9 protein-coding genes are annotated in these 13,312 nt (G+C 65.8%); all 9 read left to right on the plus strand.

Going from position 1 to position 13,312, the window contains the following annotated elements:
* The first annotated feature begins 46 nt into the window (after positions 1-46).
* The 9 genes from Pla175_RS24880 (at position 47) to Pla175_RS24920 (ending at position 13,271) form a co-directional block, all read left to right on the plus strand.
* Positions 47-3,271, plus strand: a complete 3,225-nt coding sequence (locus tag Pla175_RS24880; protein ID WP_145291781.1) for a TAT-variant-translocated molybdopterin oxidoreductase — start codon at positions 47-49, stop codon at positions 3,269-3,271.
* A 7-nt stretch (positions 3,272-3,278) separates the two neighbouring features.
* Entirely contained in the window at positions 3,279-4,655 is a 1,377-nt protein-coding gene (gene nrfD, locus Pla175_RS24885; protein ID WP_231954068.1) for an NrfD/PsrC family molybdoenzyme membrane anchor subunit, read from the plus strand.
* A gap of 66 nt (positions 4,656-4,721) precedes the next feature.
* Positions 4,722-6,206 (plus strand): quinol:electron acceptor oxidoreductase subunit ActD, encoded by a 1,485-nt coding sequence (locus Pla175_RS24890; RefSeq protein ID WP_145291783.1) that lies wholly within the window; start codon positions 4,722-4,724, stop codon positions 6,204-6,206.
* Positions 6,207-6,268: 62 nt separating this feature from the next.
* Entirely contained in the window at positions 6,269-7,501 is a 1,233-nt protein-coding gene (locus Pla175_RS24895; RefSeq protein WP_145291784.1) for a quinol:cytochrome C oxidoreductase, read from the plus strand.
* A gap of 27 nt (positions 7,502-7,528) precedes the next feature.
* Positions 7,529-8,017 (plus strand): hypothetical protein, encoded by a 489-nt coding sequence (locus tag Pla175_RS24900; protein WP_145291785.1) that lies wholly within the window; start codon positions 7,529-7,531, stop codon positions 8,015-8,017.
* Positions 8,004-8,906 carry an SCO family protein gene (locus Pla175_RS24905; protein WP_145291786.1) on the plus strand — a complete coding sequence of 301 codons (903 nt, stop codon included), beginning with the start codon at positions 8,004-8,006 and terminating at the stop codon, positions 8,904-8,906. Before Pla175_RS24900 ends, Pla175_RS24905 begins: the two co-directional genes overlap by 14 nt.
* Before the next feature lie 56 nt (positions 8,907-8,962).
* A complete protein-coding gene (coxB, locus tag Pla175_RS24910) occupies positions 8,963-10,177 on the plus strand; it encodes a cytochrome c oxidase subunit II (RefSeq protein WP_145291787.1) in 1,215 nt (404 codons plus the stop codon).
* A gap of 72 nt (positions 10,178-10,249) precedes the next feature.
* Positions 10,250-12,037 (plus strand): cytochrome c oxidase subunit I, encoded by a 1,788-nt coding sequence (gene ctaD / locus Pla175_RS24915; protein WP_145291788.1) that lies wholly within the window; start codon positions 10,250-10,252, stop codon positions 12,035-12,037.
* Positions 12,038-12,161: 124 nt separating this feature from the next.
* A complete protein-coding gene (locus tag Pla175_RS24920) occupies positions 12,162-13,271 on the plus strand; it encodes a cytochrome c oxidase subunit 3 (protein WP_197527141.1) in 1,110 nt (369 codons plus the stop codon).
* Positions 13,272-13,312 lie beyond the last annotated feature (41 nt).

Raw genomic sequence — 13,312 nt, forward strand, 5'->3', positions numbered from 1 at the left:
CGCAACCCCGTCTTGGGGGCCGATTCGTCCGCATCGACTTTACGCAATGAAGCATCCCGTCGCATCTCAATACTGGCGCAGCCTCGACGAGATCGAGAACACGCCCGAGTTCCAGGAATTCCTGCACCGGGAGTTCCCCGTCGCTGCGTCGGAGCTCCCCGAAGGGGTGTCGCGTCGCCGCTGGATGCAGTTGATGGGCGCCTCGTTTGCGCTCGCCTCGGTCGCCGGCTGCCGGTGGGAAACCGAGAAGATCGCGGCGTTTACCAACCGCCCTGAGGGCTACATCCCCGGCGCCACCGAGCGCTACGCCACCAACTTCGAATGGGCCGGCGCCCCCCGCCACGTGGTGGTGACCAAGTTCGACCAGCGGCCCATCAAGATCGAGGGGAACGCGCTGCACCCGGCCTCGCTGGGGGGCACCGATACCTACACGCAAGCCGCCACGCTCTCGCTGTACGACCCCGACCGCAGCACCTACGTGCTGCAGCGGGACCAACGCGAGACGTTCCAGCGGTCGTGGGCAGAGTTCGACGCCTACCTGAAAGAGATGCTCGCCACCCTGGGCCCCGACGCCGACGGGCTGGCCGTGCTGATGCCCCCGACGAGCTCCCTGGCGATCCACGACGCGATGGACCGGCTCGCCGAACGGTCCAGCGGGGTCCGCTTCTACCAATACTCGCCGCTGGCCCGCAACGCGGAGCTGGCCGGCGCCGAACTGGCCTTCGAGCGCCCCCTGCGGACGCACCATCGTTTCGAGAACGCCAAGGTCATCGCCACCTTCGACGCCGACCCGTTGGTCGACGGCGCCCAGGCCGTCCGCCTGGCCCGCGAGTTCGCGGCCAGCCGCGACCCCAACGGCCAGATGAGCCGGCTCTACTCGGTTGAGAGCCAGTACTCCGTCACCGGCGCCTCGGCCGACCACCGCCTGCCGGTCCGCTCGTGCGAGATCGCCGGCGTGCTCGGCGAGGTCCGCGACATGCTGGCCGCCGGCAAGGTCGCCGAGCAGACCGACCCGAAGCTCTCCGACCGCGCGAAGTTCATCCAGGTGATGGCCAGCGACCTGCAGGCCGCCGGCACGGGCGCTTGTGTGATCGTGGGGCCGGGTCAGCCCGCGGCCGCCCACGCCATCGGGCACGAGATCAACAGCCTGTTGGGCGCCCTGGGGTCGACGGTCGAGCTGACCGAAGAGCCGGGCCCCAAGGCCAAGGCCGGCACGCTGGCCGACCTGGTGGGCGACATCATGGCGGTGCGGGTTTCGGCGCTGGTGATCGTCGGCGGCAACCCGATCTACGACGCCCCGGCGAACCTCGATGTTGCCGAGGCGCTCGCCAAGGCGCCCCACTCCATCCACCTGAGCTACTACGACAACGAGACGTCGCGCGCCTGCCAGTGGAGCCTCCCCGAGGCGCACCCGCTGGAGGTCTGGGGCGACGCGGCGGCGTGGGACGGGACGATCGGCGTCTGCCAGCCGATGATCGACCCGCTGACGGGGGGACGCAGCGCGCTGGAGCTGCTCACTATCCTCGGCGACGAAGACTTCCCCAACGCGGAGCAACTGGTCCGCGAAGCGATCGCCAGCCGTGTTGGCGGGGGCGACGAGTCGATGTGGCGCACCCTGCTGCACGACGGCGTGCTGGCGGACTCGGCGCAAGAGACCGTCAGCGGGCTGACCCCCAAGAAGGGGGTCAAGGCCGACCCGAACGCGGCCGGCGAAGGCCCGGAGGTGGTGTTCACCCGCAGCAGCAGCACGTACGACGGCTGCCTGGCCAACAACGGCTGGATGCAAGAGCTGCCCGACTTCATCACCAAGCTCACCTGGGACAACGCCGCGATCATGAGCCCGGCCACCGCGGCCGAGTTCAACGCCAAGCAGGGCGAGGTCGTCTCGATCAAGGTGGGCCTGGCCACGGTCGAGGCGCCCACGTTCATCCTCCCGGGGCAGGCAGACGGCTCGATCGGGCTGGCGCTCGGCTACGGGCGCACCGCCGCGGGCCACGTCGGGGGGCTCATCAAGGAAGCCGGCGGCAAGGGAACGAGCCCGTTCGTGAACGGCATCGGCGGGCGGTGGGAGTTGTTCCGCGCCGCCGCCAACCCGGTGGGCGTGAACGTCTACCCGCTCCGCAGCTCCAACGCGGCCGGGGGCTCGATGGGCTTCGTCGGCGGCGTCGAGGTGAAGCACGCCGGGCGCAGCTACCCGCTGGCCACCACGCAGGACCACTTCACGATCGACACGCTCGGCCTCGAGGCGATCGGTCAGCGGGTCGGAGAGCTGGTGCGTGAAGGGAGCCACGCGGAGTACAAGGAACACCCCGATTTCGCCAAGCACCGCGGCGCCCACGTGGCGCCCGAAGAAGAGACGCAGCTCTGGAACGCGCTGACGCACGACGACAACCGCGCCTGGGGCATGTCGATCGACCTGAACAAGTGCGTCGGCTGCAACGCCTGCATCGTCGCTTGCCAGAGTGAGAACAACGTTCCGATCGTCGGCAAGGACCAGGTCGCCCGCGGACGCGAGATGCACTGGATCCGCGTCGACCGCTACTTCAAGGGGTTCGACCCGGAGACCGGCAAGTACGCCGCGCAGCCCGAGGTGGCGTTCCAGCCGGTCGCTTGCATGCACTGCGAGATGGCGCCCTGCGAGCAGGTGTGCCCCGTCGCCGCCACGGTGCACAGCGACGAGGGGCTGAACGACATGGTCTACAACCGCTGCATCGGCACGCGGTACTGCAGCAACAACTGCCCGTTCAAGGTCCGGCGGTTCAACTACTTCCACTACACCGGCTACCTGGAAGAAGCCAACAACGAGCTGATGAAGCTCGTGATGAACCCCGAGGTCACCGTCCGCAGCCGGGGCGTGATGGAGAAGTGCACCTACTGCACCCAGCGGATCTCCGCCGCACGCATCGACGCCAAGAACCAGGGCCGGCCGATCCGCGACGGCGAGATTGTGACCGCTTGTCAGCAGGTCTGCCCGAGCGCCGCGATCGAGTTCGGCGACCTCAACGACAAACAGAGCCGCGTCCGCAAGGCGCACGACGACCCGCGGAGCTACGGCATGCTGGCCGAGCTGCGGGTCAAGCCACGAACCGCGTACCTGGCCCGCGTGCGGAACCCGCACCCGCTGCTCGCCCCGCCCGAACCGGCGGACCATGGGCACGGGCACGAGGGCGCCGGGCACGGCGAGCCAGAGAACCACGAAGACGATCACGTAAACGGCGGCGAGACGGACAAGACCGCCGCGCTGGTTGGGGGACGCAATGGCAACGGCTGAACTACCCATGACGACCGCCGTGTGGGACGAGCCTAATCTCGTCCAGGGCGATCAGACCTATCAGACGATCACCGACACGGTGTGCCGGATCGCGGAGAACCCGCGACCGCCGCTGGCGTGGTTCATCGCGTTCGCGATCTCGTCCAGCATCGCCGGCGTGTTCGGCCTGCTGATCGGCTACCTGCTGATCACCGGCACCGGCATCTGGGGGAACAACAACCCGGTGGCGTGGGGTTTCCCGATCGTCAACTTCGTGTTCTGGGTCGGCATCGGCCACGCCGGGACGCTGATCTCTGCGATTTTGTTCTTGTTCCGCCAGAACTGGCGGACCAGCATCAACCGCTTCGCCGAGGCGATGACCATCTTCGCGGTGGTCTGCGCGGGCACCTTCCCCGGCATCCATATCGGCCGGATGTGGATGCCCTACTACTTGGCGCCGTACCCCTCAAGCGGGCTCTACATGTGGCCCCAGTTCCGCAGCCCGCTGGCGTGGGACGTGTTCGCGGTCGGCACCTACGCCACGGTGTCGGTGCTGTTCTGGTTCATGGGGATGATCCCCGACCTCGCGACCCTCCGCGACCGCGCCAAGCACCCCATCCGCCGCGTGGCCTACGGCGTGCTGTCGCTGGGCTGGACCGGTTCGGCCACCCAGTGGCGAGTGTACGAGAAGGCCTACATGCTGCTGGCCGCGCTGGCGACCCCGCTGGTGCTGTCGGTGCACACGATCGTTTCCTACGACTTCGCCACGGCCCAGCTCCCCGGCTGGCACACCACGATCTTCCCCCCCTACTTCGTCGCGGGCGCCGTGTTCAGCGGCTTCGGCATGGTGCTGACGCTGATCATCCCGGCGCGTGAGTGGTTCGGCCTGAAGGACCTGGTGACCATGCGTCACCTGGAGAACATCTGCAAGGTGCTGCTGGCGACCGGCTCGATCGTGGGCTTCGCCTACATCACCGAGTTCTTCATCGCCTGGTACAGCGGCAACCAGTACGAGCAGTTCGCGTTCATGAACCGCGCGTTCGGGCCCTACTCGGCCGCGTACTTCACCATGTTCCTGTGCAACGTGATCTCGCCCCAGTTGTTCTGGTTCAAGTGGTTCCGGCAGAACCCGTGGGCGATGTTTGTGGTGTCGATCTTCGTGAACATCGGCATGTGGTGCGAACGCTACGTGATTGTGGTGACGCTCAGCCGCGACTTCCTGCCGTCGAGCTGGGGGGTGTTCACCCCCACGCCGATCGACATCGCCATGCTGATCGGCAGCTTCGGGCTGTTCTTCACGTTGTTCTTGCTGTTCTGTCGGTTCCTCCCGATCGTGGCGATGAGCGAGGTAAAGCACGTGCTGAACCATGAGAAGAATCACCCGCACGAGATCATCGAAGCGTAGTTGTTGCCGACGGACTCGCTCCGTGACGCGGCAGGCGACGCCTGCCCTACTTGCTGTAAGCAGAATATGGCCGACAAACAAACCAAACCCGCCGACGACGACGCCGCCCAGCCGAAACTGCTGGGGCTGCTCGCGCAGTTCCCAGACGCAGACGAGCTGGTTACCGGCGCGCGCTCGATCACCGACGCAGGCTACCGCCGCGTCGAAGCCTATTCGCCCTTCCCGATCGTCGCCGTCGACGACGCGCTCCGCGCCAAGAAGACCATCCTGCCGTGGTTCGTCTTCTTCTGCGGCGCCTCGGGGTGCCTGATCGCCACGCTGATGGTCTGGTGGACCAACGCCACCGAGACGACCGTCCCGTTCAGCGGCTACGCGTTCCGGATCTCCGGGAAGCCGTACTTCAGCTACCAGGCGAACATCCCCATCGTGTTCGAGCTGACGATCCTGCTCAGCGCGTTCGGCGCGTTCTTCGGCATGCTCGGGTTCAACCGCCTCCCCCGGCTCTCCAACCCGCTGTTCCGCAACGAGCGGTTCCAGCAGGTCACCACCGGCGGGTTCTCGCTGATGGTGGACGCGGACGACCCCACCTTCGACTACGACGCCGTGAGCGCCGCGCTCACCAGCGCCGGCGCGACCTTCGTGGAGCCGATCTACGCCGAGACCGAGGGGCTGCGTGTCCCCGGGGCGTTGTTTGTGCCCGGCGCGATCGTCGCCGTGCTGGCGCTCATCCCGCCGCTGTGGATCGCCGCCTCGGCCTCGGGCCGGTCGGAGCTCCCCCGCCGGACCATCTGGTACGACATGGACTTCCAGCCGAAGTTCAAGACGCAGACCGTCGCGCCCTCGAGCCTGTTCGCCGACACCCGGGCCATGCGCGTCGCGGTGCCGGGCACCGTGTCTCGCGGTTCGCTCCGCGAAGACTCCGAGTACTACCAGGGGATCAACCCAGACACCGTGGCCGGCGTCCCGCGGCGGGGCGCGCAGTTCGCCAGCTACCTGGCGGAAGACGAGCCTGCCTCGGACGACGGGAACGCAGACGAGGAGAACGCCGAAGGCGAGCGCGCCGACCCAGCCGCTCAGCCAGCGCCGGAGCCGGAGCCCAACTGGGTGACCGAGTTCCCCAAGGAGTTTAAGGTATCGCAGCAGGCGGCCGAGCGCGGCCGCGAGCGGTTCAACATCCACTGCGCGGCGTGCCACGGCAAAGGGGGATTCGGCGACGGCTTGATCGCCCTGCGGGCCCGCGAGTTGCAGCAGAGCACCTGGGTGCCGCCGTCGAACATCCACACCGACGAGGTGATCCAGCAGCCGGTGGGCAAGCTGTTCGCCACCATCAGCAACGGCATCCGCAAGATGCCGGGCTACAAGGAACACATCTCGGTCGAAGACCGCTGGGCGATCGTGCTGTACGTGCGGTGCCTGCAGCGGAGCCAGAACGCCGCCAAGAGCGACGTGCCTGAAGAGACTCTGAAAGAGATCCAGCAGAAGAACCAGCCCGCGGTCGCAGCCGAAGCAGCGGCCGATGAATCGCCGGCAAAGAAAGAGCCGCCCAAGTAGACCCGTGCGTTCGTCTGCCGGCCGCTGTGCTCCGAACCTACTTTCTTACTGACTCAACCGAAATGGCCGAAGCCTCCGTCACAACGTCCCGTGAACTGCGTCAAGCCGGCGCCGATGTCACCGGTTGGGCGACCGGCCTGTTCGTGCTGGGCGTCGGGTTGATCGCCGGCGCGGCCGCCGTGAGCTACTCCGCGAGCAACCTGCCGCTGTTCTGGCACGCCTACCTGCTGGCCGCCAGCTACTACCTGACGATCGCCCTGGGCGGGCTGTTCTTCGTGATGGCCCACCACCTGATGGGTGGCCGCTGGGCCACGGTGCTCCGCCGTCTATCGGAGCTCGTCGCCGGCACGATGCCGTTGTTCGCGGTGCTGTTCCTGCCGATCGCGGCGCTGGTGCTGATGGGAGACCATCAGCTCTACAAGTGGAACGACACGGCCCTGGTGGCCGAAGACGCGGTGCTGGCCGCCAAGGCTAGCTGGCTCAACCCAACCTGGTTCGCGATCCGGCTGGCGATCTACTTCGTCTGCTGGGTGGGGCTGGCGTGGCTGTTCGTCGGCGTCTCGGTCCGTCAGGACGAAAATGGCCAGGTCGAACCGCTACGCAGGCTGGCCCGCTACAGCGGCCCGGGCGTGCTGCTGTTCGCGATCACGCTCAACCTAGCGTCGTTCGACCTATTCATGTCGCTGTCGCCCCACTGGTTCAGCTCCATCTTTGGCGTCTACATCTTCTCCGGGGCGTTCCTGGCGTTCATGTCGTTCCTGATGCTGCTGGTGGGCCGCGTTCAGAGCCGCGGGATGCTTACCGAATCGATCACCGTCGACCACCGTCACGACATCGCCAAGCTGATGTTCGCGTTTGTCATCTTCTGGGCCTACATGGCCTACTCGCAGTACATGCTGATCTGGTACGCCAACATCCCGGAAGAGACCGAGTGGTTCGCCGTGCGGCAGAACCACGGCTGGGTGTGGGTGTCGCTGGTGCTGCTGTTCGGGCACCTGCTGATCCCGTTCCTTGGGTTCATGAGCAAGGCGGTCCGCCGCAACCGGGCCGCGATGACCTTCTGGGCGGTCTGGATGCTGTTGATGCAGTTGGTGGACCTGTTCTACCTGATCATGCCCAGCTACAGCCCCGACCGCGTGCCGCTGTCCGGCACGGAGCTGATCACGATGCTGCTCGCCCTCGCCGGAGTAAAGATGCTGTTCTTTGCGGCCATCCTGTACCAGGCCCGCGGAAAGTGGCTGCTGCCGATCCGCGACCCGCGGCTAGCCGAGTCCCTCGCGTTCCAGGAACACTAACGAGCGGTTTGCGACGCCATGTCCGACATGCCCCCCGAATTGTCCGGTGAACCCGACCCGATCCCCGTTTCTGGGGTCGAGCAGGACGACATCAACGCGCCGGCCATCCTGGTGGTGGGCGCGGTTTCCGTGCTGTTGACGATTGCAGCCATCCTCGGAACGGCCGTGCTGTACTACTATGCAAAAGGGGCGGAAACCGCGAAGTTCGATGTGGTGGACTATCAAGACGCCAGAGACGCCGTCCTGAAGCAGGACCAGCAGATCGCACGTTGGGACGGCGACGGCGCCAAGTACGTGATCCCCATCGACGTCGCCATGCAACTGGTGATCGCCGAATTGCAAACCGACGGCGGCAATCAGGCCGCCGGATCCAGCGCCAAGCAAGGTCAGAACGAAGCCCAGACCCCAGCTGAAACCCCCGCCGAAACCGCGGACGACACCTCTGCCGGGGGGGACTCCGTCGGAGGTAGCTCAGCCGGAAGCGGCTCAGCCGAGCAAGACAATGCGAAGTCCTAACAGCTACCACCGCGACCCGAGACCCCTCTCCCGGAGCGTCGCCCCGACCTGTGCGCTGCTGACGTGCCTGCTGCTAGGGCCGCACGCCGCGCTGGCCCAGTTGGTCGAGGACACGCCGGTCGAGATGCAGGATGTTGGGATCGACGAGAAGCGGGGCGAGCAGATCCCGCTGGGGCTGAAGTTCCGCGACGACCGCGGCGACGTGGTCTCCACGGCCGACCTGTTCAACGGCACGCGTCCCGTGCTGCTGTCGCTGAACTACTCCGATTGCCCGATGCTGTGCCGCGAGCAGCTCAACGGCTTGGCCCGCACGCTCGACCAAATGGAGTGGTCTGTCGGGAAGGAGTTCGACGTCGTGAGCGTCAGCATCGACCCGCTCGAGACCGTCGACAAGGCGCGGATGACCAAGGAGAAGTACGTGCAGCAGTACGGCCGCCCCTCTGGGGAGCGCGGCTGGCGGTTCCTCATCGGCAGCCAGCGGAACATCACCGCGCTCGCCGACGCCGTTGGGTTCCGCTACAAGTACCTGCCCGACACGCGTGAGTACGCCCACACGGCCGCCACGATTGTCTGCACGCCCGACGGCGTGGTGTCGCGGTACTTGTCGGGCATCGCCCTCGACCCGCAGACGCTGCGTCTGAGCATGGTGGAGGCGGCCGACGGCAAGGTCGGCTCTGCGCTCGATCAGTTCCTGCTTACCTGTTTCGTCTACGACCACACCAAGGGGCGTTACGCCCCCGTGGCGGTGCAGATCATGAAGGTCGCCGGCGGGATCACGGTGGTCATGCTGGCCGCTACGCTCACGCCGTTCTGGTTCTGGCGTCGCGGCGGCCGAGACGAGGCCCCGCCGCCGGACTCGCAGTCCGACCCCGAAACCTCCGCAGCGTAGTTATCCGCAGTGCAGACACCCGCAGCGCAGACACCCGACCCTTCCCGCATCCAATCATGACAACCGCCCACCTACCGCCGCTCGCCAGCTTCTGGTTCTTCAACAGCGGTTCGACGTTTGTGCCGACGGTGGACTCGCTGTTCTACTTCATCCTCTGGCTCAGCACGTTTTTCTTTGTGCTGATTGTCGGGTTGATGTTGTTCTTCATGGTGTGGTACCGCCACCGGCCGGGACACGCCCCGGAGCACTCTCCCCACCACAACAACCTGCTCGAGGCGACGTGGACCATCATCCCCGTGATGCTGGTGTTCGTGATCTTCGGCCTGGGCTTCAGCGGCTTCATGGAGCTGCGGACGGTCCCCGACAACGCGTTTGAGGTGCAGGTGATCGCACAGAAGTGGAACTGGAGCTTCCAGTACCCCAACGGCGGCATCGCGCCGGAGCTGCACGTCCCCAAGGGGCGGCCGATCAAGCTGGTGCTTCAATCCAAAGACGTGCTGCACAGCATCTTTGTGCCGGCGTTCCGCATGAAGATGGACTGCGTCCCGGGCCGCTACAACACCTGCTGGTTTGAGGCCACCGAGGCGACCGGCTCCGACCCGGGAGACGGGTTCGAGCTGTTCTGCGCCGAGTACTGCGGCACCAGCCACTCCACCATGGTGAGCCGGGTGGTGGTGTACGACAACGACGCCGACTTCCAGAAGTTCCTCGAAGGGGTGATCGACCCCAGAAAGGAAAACAACCCGGTGATCGCGGGCCAAACGCTGTACCAAAACCGCGGCTGTGTGCAGTGCCACTCGCTCGACGGCGCCGCCCGCACCGGGCCCAGCTTCAAGGGGGGCTGGGGCAAGGAGCAGAAGATGAAGACGGGCGGCCCGGTGCTGATGGACGAGAACTACATCCGCGAGTCCATCCTCAACCCGATGGCCAAGGTGCATGACGGCTTCAACCCCGTGATGCCCTCCTACCAGGGGCAGCTCAAAGACGACGAGATCTACGCGTTGATCGCGTTTATCAAGAGCATCAATATCGAGGGCTTCGAAACCCAGTGGCCCGCGATCGAGGGTGAAGAAGGCGCCGAAGCCGAAGAGGGCGCGGCCGAGCAGAACGGAGCCGAGCAAGAGCCCGAGGCTGGCGAAGCAGGGGAGAAGGCGGACGCGAACGAAGCATCGCAGGGAGCCGAGGGGGCCGAGCCCTCCAAGGCGCCGTCGAGCGAGTCCCCCGAGACGACCGATGATACGCCCGTTGAGTCGTCCGGCGACGGGGCGTAGCCCGTCGGCTGCTTTGGCGCCGAGTGTTGTTTTCTTAGCGAACGACTAAGACCCAAAACCTAAGACCTGAAGATGATAGCCCACACCAGCAAGCCGCTCGTTTCCGGAGAAACAGGGCGCCGCGTGGAGATCCCCGAGGGGCCCAGCTACCTTACCGGCGGCGGGCTGATGAGTTGGGCGTTCACGCTCGACCATAAACGGATCGGGGTGATGTACCTGTGCGGGATCCTCGGGTTCTTCTTGATCGGAGGCCTGCTGGCGATCCTCATCCGGCTGGAGCTGTGGAACCCGGCGGCCGACCTATTGGCCTTCGGCCAGGGCGCCGACGCGACCGCCAGGGCCGAGATCGCCAAGAACAATTTCAACCAGGTCTTCACGCTGCACGGCGCGATCATGGTGTTCTTGTTCATCATCCCCAGCATCCCCGCGGCGCTGGGCAACTTCGTCGTGCCGATCATGGTGGGCGCCAAGGACGTTGCGTTCCCGCGGCTCAACCTGGCCAGCTTCCACCTCTACTTTGTCGGCGCCTGCTTCTTTATCGCGGCGCTATTAACCACCGGGCTCGACACCGGCTGGACCTTCTACACCCCCTACAGCGTCACCACCACCGGCCCGGTGGTGCTCGCCACGATGGGCGTCTTCATCCTGGGGTTTAGCTCGATCTTCACCGGGCTGAACTTCATCGTCACGATCAACACGATGCGTCCCCGCGGCATGACCTGGTTCCGGATGCCGCTGTTCTTGTGGTCCATCTACGCCACCAGCATCATCCAGGTGCTGGCGACGCCGGTGCTGGCGATCACGCTGCTGCTGCTGATGACCGAGCGGATGCTGGGCATCGGCATCTTCGACTCCGCCCGCGGCGGCGACCCGGTGCTGTTCCAACACTTCTTCTGGTTCTACAGCCACCCGGCCGTGTACATCATGATCCTGCCGGCGATGGGGGTGATCAGCGAAGTGATCCCCACGTTCAGCCGCAAGCACATCTTCGGCTACCGGTTCATCGCGTACAGCTCGATCGCGATCGCGCTGATCGGCTTCCTGGTTTGGGGCCACCACATGTTCACCAGCGGCCAGAGCGCCCTGGCGACGGCCATCTTCAGCTTCTTGACGTTCGCCGTGGCGATCCCGTCCGCCATCAAGGTGTTTAACTGGCTGGCGACGATGTACAAGGGGTCGATCCACTTCAACACGCCCATGTGCTACGCGATCAGCTTCATGGCGCTGTTCACCATCGGCGGGCTGACGGGCCTGCCGCTGGGCGCCCTGGCGACCGACATCCACCTGCACGACACCTACTTCGTGGTGGCCCACTTCCACTACGTGATGATGGGCGGAACGCTGATCTCCTTCTTGGCGGCGCTGTTCTACTGGTGGCCCAAGCTGTTCGGCCGGATGTACAACGAGCGCTTCGGGCAGCTTTCGGCCATCATTGTGTTCATCGGGTTCAACCTCACGTTCTTCACCCAGTTCATCCTGGGCGTGAAGGGCATGCCCCGCCGGTACGCCAGCTACGAGGGTTCCGACGCGTTCCCGGTCACCCCCGAACTGCTCGAGACGTTCACCACGCTGCACCGGATCTCTACCGTGGGCGCGTTGATCCTGGGCGCCGGGCTCTTTATCGCCGCGGGGACGCTGATCGCGTCGCTCTGGTACGGCCGCAAGGCGCCCGCCAACCCGTGGGGCGCCGCGACGCTGGAGTGGAAGTGCTGCTCGCCGCCCACGCAGCAAAACTTTGAGGTGAACCCCATCATGGGTCCCCCCTACGTGTACGACGACATCAAGTACGATCCCGCGATCGATGGCTACTACGAGGTCGTTCCAGACCGGACGACCAAGCCGATGCAAGACCCCGTCTGATTCCACCCGTAGCAGCACCGATCCCTTCCGAGCACGGAGAAGACCAAGAGAGACAGCAAGCAGTGGGGCCCCGGCGATCGCCGCCCGCCCCGCACCGCACCTGCGACTCTGGGTATGGCCCAACATGTCTACCGCTGAACTCACCGCGACCACGCCGCAGCACGATCAGGACCACCACGCAGAGGGTCACGATCATCCGGAATGGTTGGCGCACCACTTCGAGAGCCCGCAGCAGCAGACCAGCGCCGCGAAACTGGGCGTGTGGCTGTTCCTGGCGCAAGAGGTGCTTTTCTTCGCCGGGCTGTTCGCCGCCTACGCGGTCTACCGGGCCAACCACCCGGAAGTGTTCCTCAACGCGCACCACTACCTCAACCCCACGCTGGGGGCGTTCAACACCATCGTGCTGCTGGCCAGCAGCCTCGCGGTGGCCTGGGGCGTGCGGGCCGCCCAGCTCAACGACCAGAAGACGCTGCTGTGGACCCACATCTTCACCCTCGCTTGCGCGGGGATGTTCATGGGGGTCAAGGCGGTTGAGTACATGTACAAGCTGTACGAGGGCCTCTACTGGGCCGGCCGGTACGCGCCCGACCCCGAGGTGCAGTTCGGCGTGATCCAGCACAACCTGGTATGGACGGTGTTCTGGTGCATGGTGATCGGCGTCGCCACGATGGGCTTCGGCTGGAAGCAGAAGTCGGGCCCCAAGCCGGGACGCGGCTGGATCTCCTTCTCGGTCGGCGCGGTCATCGCTTCGGCCGGCGCCGGCATCGTCATCGCCAACGGCATCCAGGCCTACGAGGTCGAGTCCCACATGAGCCAGCACGTCGCGGCAGCCCACGGTGAGGCCGAACTGGAAGGCCTGGAAGGCATCGCCGCAGCTGAAGCAATCGACAAAGCGGCCGAAGCACACCCCGTGGACGAGCACGCCGCGGAAGGGGCCGAGGCGGCGCCCGAAGGCGAAGCGGCCGAGCACGCCCCCGAGGCGCCCGCCCCCGCTCCGCGGGTCGAGGGCGAGGTGAACGCCGGCAACTTCTTCAGCATCTACTTCGCCATGACCGGCGTGCACGCCCTGCACATCATCGGGGGCATCCTGGCGATCCTGTGGATCGTAGGACGGATCGGCCGCGGCGACTTCGGCCCCCACTACTTCGACCCGGTCGAAGGGGTCGGGCTCTACTGGCACTTGGTCGACTTGGTCTGGATCTTCCTGTTCCCGCTGCTTTACCTGATTCATTGATCGCCCCAAAGCGCAGCCCGCTCCCGAGATTGTCACTCGCC

The sequence above is a fragment of the Pirellulimonas nuda genome (assembly GCF_007750855.1).
GTDB lineage: Bacteria > Planctomycetota > Planctomycetia > Pirellulales > Lacipirellulaceae > Pirellulimonas > Pirellulimonas nuda.